General features: G+C 70.7%; 9 protein-coding genes and 1 pseudogene. 6 read left to right on the top strand and 4 right to left on the bottom strand.

What is annotated here, in order from left to right:
* Positions 1–68 precede the first annotated feature (68 nt).
* The 3 genes from BY998_RS19485 to BY998_RS19475 are packed head-to-tail and all read right to left on the bottom strand — an operon-like array spanning position 69 to position 3,198.
* A complete protein-coding gene (locus BY998_RS19485) occupies positions 69–593 on the bottom strand; it encodes an HPr kinase/phosphatase C-terminal domain-containing protein (protein WP_110353344.1) in 525 nt (174 codons plus the stop codon).
* A complete protein-coding gene (locus tag BY998_RS19480) occupies positions 590–2,452 on the bottom strand; it encodes a sensor histidine kinase (protein ID WP_110353342.1) in 1,863 nt (620 codons plus the stop codon). The genes BY998_RS19485 and BY998_RS19480 overlap by 4 nt, the downstream gene beginning before the upstream one ends.
* A 32-nt stretch (positions 2,453–2,484) precedes the next feature.
* Complete coding sequence (locus tag BY998_RS19475) at positions 2,485–3,198, bottom strand: response regulator transcription factor (protein ID WP_110353340.1); 714 nt, start codon at positions 3,196–3,198, stop codon at positions 2,485–2,487.
* Between the two features lie 324 nt (positions 3,199–3,522).
* Here BY998_RS19475 and BY998_RS19470 point away from each other — a divergent pair, with 324 nt between their 5' ends.
* From BY998_RS19470 to BY998_RS19455, 4 genes are all read left to right on the top strand, one after another.
* Positions 3,523–4,362, top strand: a complete 840-nt coding sequence (locus BY998_RS19470) for a DUF2470 domain-containing protein (protein ID WP_110353338.1) — start codon at positions 3,523–3,525, stop codon at positions 4,360–4,362.
* A 160-nt stretch (positions 4,363–4,522) separates the two neighbouring features.
* Positions 4,523–6,328 (top strand): translation elongation factor 4, encoded by a 1,806-nt coding sequence (lepA, locus tag BY998_RS19465; protein WP_110353336.1) that lies wholly within the window; start codon positions 4,523–4,525, stop codon positions 6,326–6,328.
* Positions 6,329–6,765: 437 nt separating this feature from the next.
* Positions 6,766–8,019: an efflux RND transporter periplasmic adaptor subunit gene (locus BY998_RS19460; RefSeq protein ID WP_110353334.1), complete on the top strand. Its 1,254-nt coding sequence runs from the start codon at positions 6,766–6,768 to the stop codon at positions 8,017–8,019.
* A gap of 106 nt (positions 8,020–8,125) precedes the next feature.
* On the top strand, positions 8,126–11,290 hold the full coding sequence (locus BY998_RS19455) for a CusA/CzcA family heavy metal efflux RND transporter (protein ID WP_110353332.1): 3,165 nt from the start codon (positions 8,126–8,128) through the stop codon (positions 11,288–11,290).
* Positions 11,291–11,476: 186 nt separating this feature from the next.
* On the opposite strand, the gene BY998_RS19450 is transcribed toward BY998_RS19455, so the two are convergent.
* Positions 11,477–12,460 carry a LacI family DNA-binding transcriptional regulator gene (locus tag BY998_RS19450; RefSeq protein WP_110353331.1) on the bottom strand — a complete coding sequence of 328 codons (984 nt, stop codon included), beginning with the start codon at positions 12,458–12,460 and terminating at the stop codon, positions 11,477–11,479.
* 190 nt (positions 12,461–12,650) lie between these two features.
* On the opposite strand from BY998_RS19450, the pseudogene ptsP reads away from it, so the two are divergent.
* Together ptsP and pfkB are read left to right on the top strand one after the other, a co-directional pair.
* Positions 12,651–15,218: pseudogene (ptsP, locus tag BY998_RS19445) on the top strand (phosphoenolpyruvate--protein phosphotransferase).
* Positions 15,215–16,162 carry a 1-phosphofructokinase gene (pfkB, locus tag BY998_RS19440; protein ID WP_110353329.1) on the top strand — a complete coding sequence of 316 codons (948 nt, stop codon included), beginning with the start codon at positions 15,215–15,217 and terminating at the stop codon, positions 16,160–16,162. The pseudogene ptsP and the gene pfkB overlap by 4 nt, the downstream one beginning before the upstream one ends.
* Positions 16,163–16,203: the final 41 nt, after the last annotated feature.

Genomic DNA, 16,203 nt, shown 5'->3' with positions numbered 1-16,203 from the left:
AGCGCAAGCGGATCGCGGCGTTTTGCGTAACGCGACGGCCTCACCATGACATGGCGGTGGCAGCCGCGCTACACGTCGCGGGCAACACCGGGCACGAGAGCCGCCGGGTGCGTCCGCATTGCCACGCCGGCTTCGAGTGCCTCGCGAATCAGGTATTCCCGGGGATGGCGCGGATCAAGGGCGAGGCGCGGGACTGCGACGCCGAGGAGCAGGGCCGTCTGGCCGGCGCCCGGCAGGCGCTCGGCCTCGGCCACGAGATCGACCACGAGGCGCAGCACCGCCGCCGGAGCGTGGGCCGCAAGGCGGCGGATGCCGTGGCCGCGGATCTCGATCAGCCCGGCCAGCGCCGGATGGGGCCGGGCGATCAGGCGGCCGTGGCGCGCCTCGAGCCGGATGCGGTCGTCGCCGACGAGGCGGGCGTGGCGGCCCTCGAGGCCGGCGCGGTCGAGCAGGGCGAGGCAGAGGGCGGACTTGCCCGCCCCCGACGCTCCCCGGACCAGCACCCCGGCCTCGTCGAGGAGCACGCAGCTCGCATGCACCGTCTCGTGTTCCAGCTCTCGCCGTGGCGCGCCGCCCGGCGCCTCGTCGCTCATGCGGCGAGGTCGTCGCCGTAGCGGTCGGCCCGGGGGGCCACGGGCAGGCGTACGATGAAGCGGGCGCCGCGCACGGTCGGATGCCCCTCCTCGTCGGCCGGTCCGGGGCGGTTCTCGGCGCGGATCGAGCCGTGATGCGCCTGGATGATCTGTCGCGAGATCGACAGGCCGAGCCCGGAATTCTGGCCGAAACCCTGCTCCGGCCGGTCGGTGTAGAAGCGCTCGAAGATCCGCTCCAGGGCGTGTTCGGGGATGCCCGGCCCCTCGTCCTCGACCACGAACTCGACCTCGTGCTTGAGGCGGCGCAGGGCCACCCGCACCTTGGCGCCGGGCGGCGAGAACGAGCGGGCGTTGTCGAGCAGGTTGTTGACGACCTGCCCCAGGCGGCTGTCGTGGCCGATGATGCGGAACGGGTCCTCGATGTCGCCGGCCGGCCGCTCGATGTCGAACTGGATCACCGCCGCGTTGGCCCGGCGCCGCTCGTTGGCGACCGAGACCACGGTGGTGAGCAGCTTGCCGAGATCGACGCGGCGCGCCTCGGCCCGGGCGAGTTCGGCGTCGAGGCGGGAGGCGTCGGAGATGTCGGAGATCAGCCGGTCGAGGCGCCGCACGTCGTGCTGGATGATCTGCATCAGCCGGCCGCGCGACTCGTCGGTACGCGCCAGCGGCAGGGTCTCGACCGCGCTGCGCAGGGAGGTCAGCGGGTTCTTCAGCTCGTGGCTGACATCGGCCGCGAAGCTCTCGATGGCGTCGAGCCGCCGGTAGAGCGCCTGGGTCATGTCGCGCAGCGCGCCGGAGAGATGGCCGATCTCGTCAGTGCGGTTGGTGAAGTCCGGGATCTCCTGGCGGGACTTGATGCCCCGGCGCACCCGCTCGGCGGCATCCGCCAGCCGCCGCACCGGCCCGGCGATGGCGCCCGCGAGCAGGATCGACAGGACCAGCATCACGGCCGCCGCGACGAGGAAGACCTGGAGCAGGCCGAAGCGCTCCGAGGCGATCACCCGGTCGATGTCGCCGCCTTGCGTCGAGACCATCAGCACGCCGCGCACCGAGCCCGCCCGCTGGATCGGCACCGCCACCGAGACGATGGTCTCGCCGCGCTCGTTGCGCCGGGAGATCGTACCGCGCGAGCCGTTCAGCGCCGCCTGGACCTCGCGGAAGGCGCGCCCGTCCTGGGGACCGGCATCCTCCTGCCCGTCGCGCTCGCTGACGACGAGGCCGAGGATGCGGGTGCCGAAGGTGTCCCAGATCCGCTCCAGCACGTTGGGCTTCGGGGGCCGCACGGCGCCGGGCTCGCCCCGGGCGATGTCGCCGCGGGCGTAGAGCGAGCGGGTGTCGAACAGGAGGCTGCCCTCGCGGTCGTAGACCCGGGCGCGGTTGCCGGTCGGCGTCACGAGGCGCCGCAGCAGGGGGGCCACCTTCTCGGGGTTGAGCGAGAAGGCGAGCGAGGCGGGGTCGTCCTCGAAGTCCCGGCCCTCGCCCGCCTGCTGCTGCAGCAGCTTGTCCGGATCGACCCGGATCGTGTCGGTGTCGACGGAAGCCTGGGCGGCGATGGCGCCGGCGATGATGTCGCCCTGGATCAGCAGGCTCTGGACCCGCGCCTGGATCAGGCCCTGGCGGAACTGGTTGAGGTAGAGGAAGCCGAACAGCAGGACGATGAGCCCGACGAGGTTGAGCACCACGATGCGGCGCGTCAGGCTCGACGAGGCGCGCTGCCCGACCGCGTTCCACAGGTCGCGCGGCCAGGTCAGCGGCGATCGCTTCAGGGAACGGACGAGGCGCGAGAAAAAGCGCGAGAGGAAGCCGCGGCGGGCTCCGTTGCCCTCCGAGTCGGACGGGCGGAACAGGGGGGCGAGCATCGCTGAACGGGATTTTTTACGGATGCCGGCTCCTAGCCTTCCTTGAAGCGGTAGCCGACGCCGTAGAGCGTCTCGATCATGTCGAAGCTCTGGTCGGTCACCTTGAACTTCTTGCGCAGCCGCTTGATGTGGCTGTCGATGGTGCGGTCGTCGACGTAGACCTGATCGTCGTAGGCCGCGTCCATCAGGGCGTTGCGGCTCTTCACGACGCCGGGGCGCTGGGCCAGCGCCTGCAGGATCAGGAACTCGGTGACGGTCAGCGTCACCGGCTCGCCCTTCCAGGTGCAGGTGTGGCGCTCGGGGTCCATCATCAGCTGGCCGCGCTCCAGGGAGCGGGCGGCGGCATCGGCTTCGCGGGCGGCCGCACCCGGCGTGGTGTCCTTGGGAGCGAAGCGGCGCAGCACCGCCTTGACGCGCTCGACCAGCAGGCGCTGCGAGAACGGCTTATGGATGAAGTCGTCCGCGCCCATCTTCAGGCCGAACAATTCGTCGATCTCCTCGTCCTTCGAGGTGAGAAAGATCACGGGAAGGTCCGATTTCTGCCGCAGGCGCCTGAGAAGCTCCATTCCGTCCATGCGCGGCATCTTGATGTCGAAGATGGCGAGATCGGGCGGAGAGTGGCGCAGGCCGTCGAGCGCCGAGGCGCCATCCGTGTAGGTCTGGATGCGGTAGCCCTCGGTCTCCAGCGCGATCGAGACGGAGGTCAGGATGTTGCGGTCGTCGTCGACGAGGGCGATGGTGGGCATGCAGTTTCCCTGACTTGACGGCGCGGCACGTGTGCCGCCCCTGGCGCGGCCCGCGACGGCCGAGCACGGCACCCGCATCCGGGTGGCCGCCATCTGTCGCGGAGGGTCTCGTCCTTTACGACCATCGTTCGAAAAAAGCGAGCGGGCGGTTAAGCTTGGCCGTATTGGGCCCCTGAAACCGAAGGCTCGGAAGGGGACGCGTGTGGACAACGCGCCGTGCCCCTTCCGTCTCCCTGCCCGCCTCCTTGCCCTCGTGCCGGGGGCCCGCACCGGGCTATGCTCGGGCCGCGATTCCAGCGCGACGTCCGGATTGGGGAGCCCATCATGTCGAACGCCGAGACGCCGCCTGCCCAGGAACGGCGCGGGCCGGCCCAGCCGCTGCCCGCGGCACAGGCGCCCTTCGACGCCATCGGGCTCGCGCGCCAGCTCCTGCGCGGCGTGCGCTCGGGGGCGCTCGCCACGATCGACGCGGCCGACGGCACGCCCTTCGCCTCCCTCGTCACGCTCGCCACCGACAGCGACGGCACGCCGCTGATGCTGCTCTCGCGCCTCTCCGCCCACACGCGCAACCTGGACAAGGACCCGCGCGCCTCGCTGCTGTTCTCGGTGGGCGGCAAGGGCGATCCCCTCGCCCATCCCCGCCTGACCGTGACGGGCCGCGCCGCGCGCTCCGAGGAGCCGCGCATCCGCGAGCGCTTCCTGGCCCGCCATCCGAAGGCGAAGCTCTACGCGGACTTCCCCGATTTCGGCTTCTTCACACTTGCCCCCACGGCGGGCCACCTCAACGGGGGTTTTGCCAAGGCGGCGACCCTCACGCCCGCGGAACTGCTCCTCGACCTGACCGCCGCCGCGGCGATCGTCGCGGGCGAGCGCGGCGCCGTCGAGCACATGAACGCGGATCACGCCGACGCGCTCGCCCTCTACGCGGCCGGCGCGGGCGAGGCCGGCAGCGGCTGGCGCCTGACCGGGCTCGACCCGGAGGGGCTCGACCTGATGGCCGGCGAGCGCACGGCGCGGGTCACCTATCCCGAGCCCGTGCACGACATGGGCGCCTTGAGAAAAAGCCTCGTGGCGATGGCCGCCGCGGCGCGGGCCGGCGCCGCGCAAGGGGATGCGCAAGGGGATGCGGACAGCGCCGCAGCCCGGCCCGACGAACCGGCCTGAACCCTTTCGAGGGAGCGCGGCGCGAGGACGGAAGCCTCCGCGGCGTCCCCCCGCCTTGGCGCGACCGCCCGCCGCTGCTATCTCCCGGCCCGGCCAATCCCGATAAACCTGCCGTGCGCCGCGTCAGCCCCGCGACGGGACCGCCGTGCCGGAGACCCCGATGACCACCCGCACCATCGACAACATCCGCAACTTCTCCATCGTCGCGCATATCGACCACGGCAAGTCGACGCTCGCCGACCGGCTGATCCAGACGACCGGCACCGTGGCCCTGCGCGACATGAGCGAGCAGATGCTCGACTCCATGGATATCGAGAAGGAGCGCGGCATCACCATCAAGGCCCAGACCGTGCGGCTCGAGTACCGCGCGGAGGACGGCAAGGATTATGTCCTCAACCTGATGGACACGCCCGGCCACGTCGACTTCGCCTACGAGGTGTCGCGCTCGCTCGCCGCCTGCGAGGGCTCGCTGCTGGTGGTCGATGCGAGCCAGGGCGTCGAGGCGCAGACGCTCGCCAACGTCTACCAGGCGCTCGACGCCAACCACGAGATCGTGCCCGTCCTCAACAAGGTCGATCTGCCGGCGGCCGAGCCCGACCGGGTCAAGGAGCAGATCGAGGAGGTGATCGGTCTCGACGCCTCCGAGGCCGTGCCGATCTCGGCCAAGACCGGCCTCAACATCGAGGCGGTGCTGGAAGCCATCGTCAAGCGCCTGCCGGCCCCGAAGGGCGACCGCGAGGCGCCGCTGAAAGCCCTGCTGGTCGATAGCTGGTACGACGTCTATCTCGGCGTCGTCGTGCTGGTGCGCATCATCGACGGCGTGCTGAAGAAGGGCATGACCATCCGCATGATGGGGGCCGACGCCGCCTACGGCGTCGATCGCATCGGCGTGTTCCGCCCGAAGATGGCCGATATCGGCGAACTCGGCCCCGGCGAGGTCGGCTTCTTCACCGGCTCGATCAAGGAGGTGGCCGACACCCGCGTCGGCGACACCATCACCGAGGACAAGCGCCAGACCACGCAGATGCTCGCGGGCTTCAAGGAGGTTCAGGCGGTGGTGTTCTGCGGCCTGTTCCCCGTGGACGCCGCCGACTTCGAGTCCTTGCGCGGCGCCATGGGCAAGCTGCGGCTCAACGACGCCTCGTTCTCCTACGAGATGGAAACCTCGGCCGCACTCGGCTTCGGCTTCCGCTGCGGCTTCCTCGGCCTGCTCCATCTCGAGATCATCCAGGAGCGGCTGGAGCGCGAGTTCAACCTCGACCTGATCTCGACCGCGCCGTCGGTGGTCTACCGCCTGCTCATGCGCGACGGCGAGCTCAAGGAGTTGCACAACCCGGCCGACATGCCCGACCCGATGAAGATCGAGACGGTCGAGGAGCCGTGGATCCGCGCCACCATCCTCACGCCCGACGAGTATCTCGGCGGCGTGCTGAAGCTCTGCCAGGACCGGCGCGGCATCCAGATCGACCTCAACTACGTCGGCAAGCGCGCCATGGTCGTCTACGACCTGCCGCTCAACGAAGTCGTGTTCGATTTCTACGACCGCCTGAAGTCGATCTCGAAGGGCTACGCCTCGTTCGACTACCACGTCTCCGACTACCGCGAGGGCGACCTCGTGAAGATGTCGATCCTGGTCAACGCCGAGCCGGTGGACGCGCTGTCCATGCTCGTCCACCGCACCCGCGCCGAGAGCCGCGGCCGGGCGATGTGCGAGAAGCTGAAGGACCTGATCCCGCGCCACCTGTTCCAGATCCCGGTCCAGGCGGCGATCGGCGGCAAGATCATCGCCCGCGAGACGATCCGGGCGCTGTCCAAGGACGTGACCGCCAAGTGCTACGGCGGCGACATCTCGCGCAAGCGCAAGCTTCTGGACAAGCAGAAGGAAGGCAAGAAGCGCATGCGCCAGTTCGGCCGCGTGGAGATCCCGCAGGAAGCCTTCATCGCCGCGCTGAAGATGGACGATTGAGGCGAGCGCGGCCGGATCGCTTCGCCCGACGGTTCGCGAGGGCGGACGGCACGATCGCCGCCGTCATTGCGAAGCGAAGCTGAAGCAATCCAGCGCACGCCCCGTCCAGAAATGTCGCGCGGCCGGATCGCTTCGCCTGCGCTCGCGATGACGCAGGGCGGACGGGACGGATCGCTCAAAGCCCACGCCGCCCGAGGTGCTGCGGAGCCGCCAACGCGTTCCCCACAAACCACGCTTGAAAAAATTCCCGGGATCGCTTTCAGCCGGCGCGTCTTGTTTCATTTGTAAGAAACCTTCGCGTCATACCCCCGTCAAGCCGCCACGGTAACGGCGTAATTCGGGAGCTTCGGTTGCGCGCAAGCGAAAGCCGAATCAACCGGCACGCGGCGCGCCCGTCGTGGATCGAGGCGTTGGGTCGAATCGGGATCGAGACGCAAATGGGCGGGGCGCACGAGGAAGATCTGACGCCGCGGGCGGTGCGGCTGCGGACGCAGTTGCTCGTTGCCGCCGTGCTGTGCGCGGGGGCGGGGGCGGCCCTGTGGTACGGGCGACCCAAGGAGGTCGATGCGGCGGTGCCGTCGCCGGCCGCGATCACGACCGCGACGCCGGGCCGCTTCGTGCTGAGCGAGAGCCAGCTCGCCACGGTCACCACTGTCGCGGTGCAGCAGCGGCTGTTCTACGAGGACATCGCGACCGAGGGGAAGATCAGCGTCGACGAGTACCGGGCGACGCCCGTGTTCTCGCCCTATGCCGGCAGGGTCATCACCATCTTCGCCCGCTCCGGCGAGCAGGTGAAACAGGGTGACAAGCTGTTCTCGCTCCAGGCCAACGAGATGGTCCAGGCGCAGAACGACTTCCTGGCGGCGCTGAACGTGCTCAACAAGTCGCGGTCGCAGCTCTCCTACGCCACCAACACCGAGAAGCGCCTGCACGACCTCTACGATTCCCGCGTCACCACGCTCAAGGAATTGCAGACCGCGCAGAACGACCTCGCCACGGCGCAGAACGACGCCAAGACCGCCGAGGTCGGCCTGGAGGCGGTGCGCAACCGCCTGCGCATCCTGGGGCTCGCCGACGACGACATGAAGGCCCTCCAGACCAAGGGCGCGATCAACCCCGAGACGACGATCTACGCGCCGCTCTCCGGCACCGTGATCCAGCGCAAGATCGGGCCGGGCCAGTACATCAACACCGGCGGCTCCGACCCCTCCTACGTGATCGGCGATCTCGGCCGGGTCTGGATCGTGGCGCAGCTGCGCGAGACCGATGCGGCCAAGGTCGATCTCGGCGAGCGCATCCGCTTCCGCACCCTCGCCTACCCGAACCAGATGTTCGAGAGCCGGATCAACTACATCGGCGCCTCGGTCGATCCGGCGAGCCGCCGCATCGTCGTGCGCGCCGAGGTCGACAATCCCAAGGGGCTCCTGAAGCCCGAGATGTATGCCAGCGTCCACATCATCAACGAGCGCGAGACCGTCTCCCGCTCGGTCCCGCGGCAGGCGGTGATCTTCGAGGGCGACAAGGCGCGGGTCTGGGTGATCGGCGCCGGCAACACGGTGGAGAGCCGCCCGGTCAAGGCCGGCCTCGTCGACGGCAACGACATCGAGATCACCGAGGGTCTCACGCTCGGCGAGCGGGTGATCTCGAAGGGCGCCCTGTTCATCGACGGCATGACCGACCAGCAGGGCTGAGCGACCGGCCCGCCCGCGGGCCGCCGGCAGGCTCTCCGAGACAAGCAGCAATCCGAGCCGGGGCTCCCGGCCGCGCCGCGACGGCGCGAGGTTTGGATCCGATCCCATGAACGGCATCGTCGCGCTCGCGCTCAGGCAGCGCCCCCTCGTCATCCTGGCCTTCGTGCTGTTCGTGGTGGGAGGCTTGGCCGCCTTCCAGAACCTCAACATCGAGGCCTATCCCGACCCGACCCCGCCCATGGTCGATGTCGTGACCCAGACCGACGGCCTCTCGGCGGAGGAAATCGAGCGCTACGTCACGATCCCGATCGAGCGGATCACCTCGGGGATGCCGAACCTCCGCCAGGTCCGCACGATCTCGCTCTACGGCCTGTCCGACGTGAAGCTGCAGTTCGGCTTCGAATTCGATTACCTCCAGGCCGAGCAGCAGGTGCTGAACCGCCTGCAGCAGCTCGACCCGCTGCCCGCGGGCGCCAAGCCGACCATCTCGCCGATCAGCCCGATCGGCGAGATCTTCCGCTACAAGCTCACCGCGCCGGCCGGCTACAGCGTGCTCGATTTGCGCACGCTCCAGGAATGGGTGCTCAAGAAGCGCTTCCGCGCGGTGCCCGGCGTGATCGACGCCATCGGTTGGGGCGGCAAGACCAAGACCATCGAGCTCTCGGTCGATCTCGACCGGCTGATGGCCTACGGCCTGACCCTGTCGAACGTCGTCAAGACCCTCAACGACAGCAACCTCAACGTCGGCGGCAACCGGGTCGCCATCGGCGGCCAGTCGGCGGTGGTGCGTGCGGTCGGCCTGATCCGCGACGTGGACGACATCAACGGCACCGTGCTGACCCAGGTCGGCGGTGCGCCGGTTCTGGTCAAGGACATCGCCACCGTCACCATCGGCCACCAGCCGCGGCTCGGCATCGCCGGCATGAACGACGAGGACGACATCGTCCAGGGCATCGTCCTGATGCGCCGCGGCGAGAAGAGCACGCCCTCCATCGAGGCCGTGAAGGCGGAAGTCGCCAAGATCGAGGCCGCGGGCATCCTGCCGCCGGGCGTGAAGATCGAGCGCATCTACGACCGCGCCGACCTCATCGCGGTGACCACCCACACCGTGCTGCACAACATGGTGGTCGGCATCCTGCTGATCCTCGTGATCCAGTGGCTGTTCCTCGGCAACCTGCGCTCGGCGCTGATCGTCGTGGCGACGATTCCCTTCGCCCTGTTCTTCGCCGTCGTCATCCTCGTGGCGCGCGACGAATCGGCCAACCTCCTCTCGGTGGGCGCGCTCGATTTCGGCCTGATCGTCGACGGCACCGTCATCATGGTCGAGGCGATCTTCCGGCGCCTGTCCGGCCACGGCATCCCGGGCTATCCGCCGCCGGGGCTCGACGCGAAATCGGGGCGCATCGCGCTCGCGGCCGGCGACGTCAGCCGCTCGATCTTCTTTGCCGCGGCGATCATCGTCACCGGCTTCCTGCCGCTCTTCACGCTGACCGGCGTCGAGGGCCACATCTTCGGGCCGATGGCGACGACCTACGCCTACGCCCTGCTCGGCGGCCTGATCGCCACCTTCACGGTGACGCCCGCGCTCGCCGCCTACCTGCTGCCGGCTCATATCGAGGAGAAGGAAACGATCCTCGTGCGCTTCCTCGACCGGATCTACCGTCCGGCGGTGCGCGCGGCGCTCGGCGCCCGCCTCGTGACCGCGGCCCTCGTGGTGCTCGTCGGCGTCGGCGTCGGGGTGGCCGCGCGCAATCTCGGCTCGGAATTCCTGCCCAAGCTCGAGGAGGGCAACCTCTGGGTCCGCGCCACCATGCCAGCGACGATCTCGCTCCGGGAGAGCAACGGCTACGTCAACGAGATGCGCAAAATCATCGCCTCGTTGCCGGAGGTCGAGCGCGTGGTCTCCCAGCACGGGCGGCCGGATGACGGCACCGACGCGGCCGGATTCTTCAACGCCGAGTTCTTCGCGCCAATGAAGCCGCTCGACCAGTGGCGCCCGGGCGTGGACAAGGAGAAGCTGACCGAGGAGATGCTGCACAAGCTCCAGGCATCCTTCCCCGGCGTCGACTTCAACCTGTCGCAGTACCTGCAGGACAACGTCGCCGAGGCCGTCTCCGGCATCAAGGGCGAGAACTCGTTCAAGATCTTCGGCAACGACCTTCAGAAGCTCACCGACAGCGCGAAAAGCGTGATGAAGGTGCTCTCGACGATCCACGGCGTCGAGGATCTGGCGGTGTTCCAGTCGCTGGGCCAGCCGACCATCGAGATCGACGTGGACCGGGTGCGGGCCGCCCGCTACGGCCTGACGCCGGGCGACATCAACACCACCGTGCGCACCGCCATCGGCGGCGACTCGGCCGGCGACCTCTACGATCCCGGCTCCGAGCGGCACTACCCGATCATGGTGCGCCTCCAGCCCCAGTTCCGCCAGAGCATCGAGGCGATCGCCAACCTGCGCATCGCCGGCCAGAGCCCGGCGAGCGGCGCTCCCGTGCAGTTCCCCTTGAGCGCGGTGGCGCGGGTCGAACTCGTCTCGGGCCCCGCCTACATCTACCGCGAGGCCCAGGAGCGCTACCTGCCGGTGAAGTTCTCCGTGCGCGGGCGCGATCTCGGCAGCACCATCGAGGAGGCGCGCCTGCGCGTGGCCAACGAGGTGCAGCTGCCGCCGGGCTACCGGCTGGAGCTCGTGGGCGAGTTCAACAACATGAAGGGCGCGATCGCCCGCCTCTCCGTGACCGTGCCGATCGCGATCGGCATCATCGCGATCCTGCTGTTCATGAACTTCTCGTCGGTGACGGACTCGCTGCTGGCACTGAGCGTGATCCCGATGGCGATGGCCGGCGGCATCCTGGCGCTGTCGCTCACCGGCACCTCGTTCAGCGTCTCGGCGGCGATCGGCTTCATCGCGCTGCTCGGCATCGCGGTGATGGACGGCATCATCGTGCTGTCCTTCTACAACGGCCTGCTGGCGGTGGGGGTCGAGCGCGTGCCCGCGATGCTGCGCACCTGCTACACGCAGATGCGGCCCGTGGTGATGACCTGCGTCGTGGCCGGCGTCGGCCTCCTGCCGGCGGCCTTCTCCACCGGCGTCGGCTCGCAGGTGCAGAAGCCGCTGGCGCTCGTCGTGGTCGGCGGCATGGCGCTCGCGCCCCTGCTGATCCTGCTGGTGCTGCCGGTGCTGATCCTCACCTTCTCGCGCCGCAAGCCCGCGGTGCATTCGGCGGCCTCGGACCGGGTTGCGGCGGCGCAGACGCCCGCGGGGGCGCATTGAGGGACGGAACGTTCGGACGCGGTCGATCCGCACCGCCGTCACCGCGAGCGTCAGCGAAGCGATCCGGTTGCGCGACCTGTCCGAAGAGGGCGGAGCGCCTGGATCGCTTCGGCTGCGCCTCGCGACGACGGAGCGCCGCTCATTCCGCCCGATCGAAGCCGATCGACCCCGATGGGCTGATCGGCCCTATCCCCGCCGCGTCGAGCCGCGCAGCACCGCCCGCCCGCTCAAGGTCACCTTGCGCACCGGCTGACCCGGACTCTCGATGCGCTCGAACAACAGGCGCATCGCCTGGGCGCCGATCTCGGCCACCGGCTGCTCGATCACGGTGAGGCCGGGCTCGACCAGATCGGTCCAAGGCTCGTTGTCGAAGCCCGCGAGCGCGAGGTCGGCGGGAACGGCGAGACCGAGGGTGCGCGCCGCGCGCACCGCCCCCATCAGGATCAGGCCGTTCGAGAGGATCAGCGCCTCGGGCCGGTCGGCTTGCGCGAGCCAGCGCGCGGCTTCCGCTTCCGCCGCGGCCGCGTTCGGAGCCACGGAGCGGGCGAGCGGGGTGAGGCCGGAGCGGTCCATGGCCGCCTCGTAGCCGGCCTGGCGCTCCCGGGCGGTGGAACTGGTCGAGCCGAACAGGCCGCCGATGCGGGTGAAGCCCTGCGCGACGAGGTGCTCGACCAGGGCCGAGGCCGCGGCCGGGTTGTCGAGTACCACGCTGTCATGGGCGCCGGGCAGCCCCGAGCGGTCGATGAAGACCGTGGGAAAGGACAGGCTGTCCGCCTTGAGCCCCTCCGCCGTCGCGCGGGTGGGCGCGAAGATCACGCCGGTGACGCGCTCCTCCTCCATCAGGCGCAGATACATCGCCTCGCGGGCCGGATCCTCGTCGGTGTTGCACAGGATCACCCGCATCCCGGCGGCATAGGCCGCGTCCTCCACCGCCCGGCTCACCGCCGTGAAGAACGGGTTGCGGATATCGGCCACGATCAGGCCGATGGTCTGCGCCGCCTTCGAGCGCAGGCGGCGGGCCGAGAGGTTGGGCCGGTAGCCGGTGGCACGCACCGCCGCCTCGACCTGCTCGCGCACCGCGTCGCTCACGGGGCCGCGCCCGAGCGCACGCGAGACCGTCGCCGTCGAGACGCCCGCAGCGCGGGCCACGTCGCGGATGCCGACGCTCATCGGGAGGGAAACGTTTTCATTGCCATGGCGCGGTTCTGCCACCGTTGAGCAGGGTCGACAAGACGGGATCGGCACTTTGTTGCCGAACGTAGATTGACATAGGATGTGAAAACGTTTTCATAGGCACAACACAGCACATTCGTACCCGGCGCATCGATCGGGGCGACCTCGACAGGGAGGAGAGCACGCCATGCTCGCGCAGACGCCGACCTTCGCAAACCCGCGCACCGGGCCCCGCCTGTTGGTGCGCCTGGCCGCCGCCCCCGCGAGCAAGGAGGCCGCGATCCGCGAGGCCGCCGGGCTGCTCACCGCCGCCGGCTGCATCGACGGGGCCTACGGCGCCAGCATGCTGCGCCGGGAGGGGGTGGCGAACACCTAACTCGGCCACGGCGTCGTCATCCCGCACGGCATGGTCGACGACCGCCACCTCGTGCGCGAGAGTGGGCTCGCCGTGCTCCAGATCCCGGACGGCATCGCGTGGCACGACGGCCAGACCGCGCATCTCGTGGTCGCCATCGCCGCGCAGTCGGACACCCACATCACGGTGCTGCGCCGCCTCACCCGCCTGATCCAGGACGAGGCGCGCCTCGAACAGCTCCGCACCACGGGCAGCGAGGCGGACATCGCCGCAGCGCTGACCGAGGACGCCGCCGCGCCGGCTGCCTCCGGCCCCGTCGGCGACCTGCGCCAGCGCTTCGACTGGACCGTCGATTACCCGACCGGCCTGCACGCACGGCCCGCCGCGCACTGGGTCGAGACCGCCCGCTCGCTGGCCGCGCGCATCCAGGTGCGCCACGGCGATGGGGTGGCGGATGCCAAGAACCTGATCGCGCTGCTGCAGCTCGGCCTGCGCTGCGGCGACGAGGTGACGATCTCGGCCGAGGGCGACGACGAGGCCGGGGCGCTCGCCAAAATCTGCGCCGCGGTGACGTCTCTGAGCGCCGGCGAGAAGGCCGCCGCCCAGCGTGCGGCGGACGCCGCGGCGAAGGCCGCCGCCCCGGTGGCCGGGTGGAACCCCGCCGACGCGCCGCGGGTGATGGCCGGCATCGGCGCCAGCCCCGGCATCGCCATCGGCCCCGTGCACGTGCTGGCGGCGGCCGAGATCAGCGTGCCCGACGAGCCCGAGCCGCTGACCTCCGGCGCCGACCGGCTGCACCGGGCGCTCGCCGCCACGGGCGGGCAGCTCAGGGCGCTCGCCGACGACACCGAGCGGCGCCTCGGCAAGGCCGATGCCGGCATCTTTTCCGCGCAGGGCGAGCTGATCGCGGATACCGACCTCATCACGCTCGCCTGCCAGCTCATGGTCGAGGGCCACGGCGTGGCCTTCGCCTGGAACGCCGCGGTGGAGCGGATGGCGGGCCGGCTCGCGGCGCTCGGCAACCCCGTTCTCGCCGCCCGCGCCGCCGACCTGCGCGATGTCGGCCGCCGGGTGCTGGCGCAGATCGATCCGGCCCTGAAGAGCGGCCACGACCTGCCGGACGTGCCCTGCATCCTGATCGCCCCCGACCTCGCCCCCTCCGACACGGCCGGGCTCGACCCGGCCCGGGTGATCGGGCTCGCCACCGCGCAAGGCGGGCCGACCTCGCACACGGCGATCCTGGCGCGCACGCTCGGCATTCCGGCCGCGGTCGCGGGCGGGCCCGGCCTGCTGGGGCTTCCCAACCATACGGTTGCGATCCTCGACGGCACCACCGGCCGGCTCTACCTCGACCCGAGCGAGGCCGACATCGCCTCCGCCGAGAGCTGGCGCGCCCGCCAGCGCGAGCAGGCCGAGGCCGAGGCCCGCGAGCGGGCGCGGCCGGCCGAGACCCGCGACGGCCACCGCATCGCCATCGGCGCCAACGTCAACAATCCCGAGCAGGTGCCGCTGGCACTCGACCAGGGCGCGGAGGGCGTCGGCCTGATGCGCACCGAGTTCCTGTTCCTGGAGCGGGGCGACACCCCGGGCGAGGCTGACCAGTACGCGACCTATGCGTGCATGCTGAAGGCGCTGGCGGGCCGTCCGCTGATCGTGCGCACCCTCGATATCGGCGGCGACAAGCAGGTCGCCCATCTCCACCTGCCGCGTGAGGAAAACCCCTTCCTCGGCGTGCGCGGCGCACGCCTGCTGCTGCGCCGCCCGGACCTGATGGAGCCGCAGCTGCGCGCCCTCTATCGCGCCGCCAAGGACCACGTGCCGGCGGGCGCGCCGAGAGGCAAGGACGCGCCGCTCTCGATCATGATGCCGATGATCACCTCGGTGCCGGAGGTGCTGCGGCTGCGGGAGATCTGCGAGGCAATCCGCCGGGAAATCGGCGCGCCGGAGGTGCCGCTCGGCATCATGATCGAGGTGCCGGCCGCCGCGATCCAGGCCGACGTGCTCGCCCGGCACTGCGACTTCTTCTCGATCGGCACCAACGACCTCACCCAGTACACGCTCGCCATCGACCGCCAGAACACGGAGCTGGCGCCCGAGGCCGACTCGCTCCACCCGGCGGTGCTGCGGCTGATCCGCATGACCTGCGAGGGCGCGGCCCGGCACGGGCGCTTCGTCGGGGTCTGCGGCGGCATCGCGGGCGATCCCTTCGGGGCCTGCCTGCTCGCGGGCCTGGGCGTCCACGAGCTCTCGATGACGCCCCGCGACCTGCCCGGCGTGAAGGCGCGCCTGCGCGCCGCCGACAGCGCCGAACTGAAGGCGCTCGCGGCGCAGGCCTGCGCGCAGGAGGACGCGGCGGCCGTGCGCGCCCTCGACACCCTTGAGACGGGAGAGCGCGCATGAGCCTCGTCACCCTCACCCTCAACCCGGCGATCGACCAGACCGTCACCCTCGACAGCCTCACCCCCGGCCACGTCCACCGCGCCCGCTCGGTCTGGGCCGATGCCGGCGGCAAGGGCGTCAACGTCGCCTGCTGCCTCGCCGATTGGGGCCTGGCGGTCGCCGCCACCGGCGTGCTCGGCCAGGACAACGCCGCGCCCTTCTCGCAGCTTCTCGCGGCCAAGGGCATCGACGACCGCTTCGTCTGGATTCCCGGCGAGACGCGCACGAACCTCAAGCTGCTCGACGCCTCGCGCGGCGACACCACCGACATCAACCTGCCGGGGCTCGATATCGGCCCCTCCACGATCGAGGCGGTGCGGGCGGTGCTCGCCGACCTGACCGGCCCAGGAGACCTCGCGGTGCTCGCCGGCAGCCTGCCGCGCTCGGCACCCACGGATACCTACGCCCGGCTCACCGCCGAGATGAAGCGGCGCGGTGCCCGCGTCGTCCTCGACGCCTCCGGTCCGGCGCTTGCCGCCGCACTCGCCGCCAGGCGGGAGAGCTTGCCCGACGCGATCAAGCCGAACCGGCACGAGTTGGAGGAATGGGCCGGGCGCCCGCTTCCCGAACGCGCGGACGTGCTCGTCGCGGCAAGGGAACTCCAGAGCCGGGGCATCGCCCTGGTCTGCGTCTCGCTCGGGGCGGAGGGCGCGCTGCTCGTCTCGTCCGAGGGCGCCGTGCGGGCGCTGCCGCCGCCGACGCGGGTGGCGAGCACGGTCGGCGCGGGCGACGCGCTCGTCGCCGGCCTCGTCGCCGGCCTGCACGACCGCCTGCCCCTGCCCGACCTCGCCCGCCGGGCGCTCGCCTTCGCCGCGGGCAAGCTCAGCCGCACGGGAGCGAACCTGCCGGGGCGGGCGGAGGTGGAGGCGCTCGCGCGGGAGATCCGGGTGGAACGGCTCGACTGAGCGCGTGAAAAAGCCCTCTCCCCTCTGCGGGGAAGGGTGCC

It is taken from the genome of Methylobacterium sp. B4 (genome assembly GCF_003201865.1).
In the GTDB taxonomy this organism is placed as follows: domain Bacteria; phylum Pseudomonadota; class Alphaproteobacteria; order Rhizobiales; family Beijerinckiaceae; genus Methylobacterium.
Note: the sequence above shows the minus strand (reverse complement) of the source record. Positions and strands in the feature narration are given on the sequence as shown.

Bases quoted from the DNA above. Each gene is read 5' to 3' on its own strand.
- BY998_RS19460 (WP_110353334.1), top strand. From the start codon at position 6,766: ATGGGCGGGGCGCACGAGGAAGATCTGACGCCGCGGGCGGTGCGGCTG.
- BY998_RS19455 (WP_110353332.1), top strand. From the start codon at position 8,126: ATGAACGGCATCGTCGCGCTCGCGCTCAGGCAGCGCCCCCTCGTCATC.
- lepA (WP_110353336.1), top strand. From the start codon at position 4,523: ATGACCACCCGCACCATCGACAACATCCGCAACTTCTCCATCGTCGCG.
- pfkB (WP_110353329.1), top strand. From the start codon at position 15,215: ATGAGCCTCGTCACCCTCACCCTCAACCCGGCGATCGACCAGACCGTC.
- BY998_RS19470 (WP_110353338.1), top strand. From the start codon at position 3,523: ATGTCGAACGCCGAGACGCCGCCTGCCCAGGAACGGCGCGGGCCGGCC.
- BY998_RS19450 (WP_110353331.1), bottom strand. From the start codon at position 12,460: ATGAGCGTCGGCATCCGCGACGTGGCCCGCGCTGCGGGCGTCTCGACG.
- BY998_RS19480 (WP_110353342.1), bottom strand. From the start codon at position 2,452: ATGCTCGCCCCCCTGTTCCGCCCGTCCGACTCGGAGGGCAACGGAGCC.
- BY998_RS19485 (WP_110353344.1), bottom strand. From the start codon at position 593: ATGAGCGACGAGGCGCCGGGCGGCGCGCCACGGCGAGAGCTGGAACAC.
- BY998_RS19475 (WP_110353340.1), bottom strand. From the start codon at position 3,198: ATGCCCACCATCGCCCTCGTCGACGACGACCGCAACATCCTGACCTCC.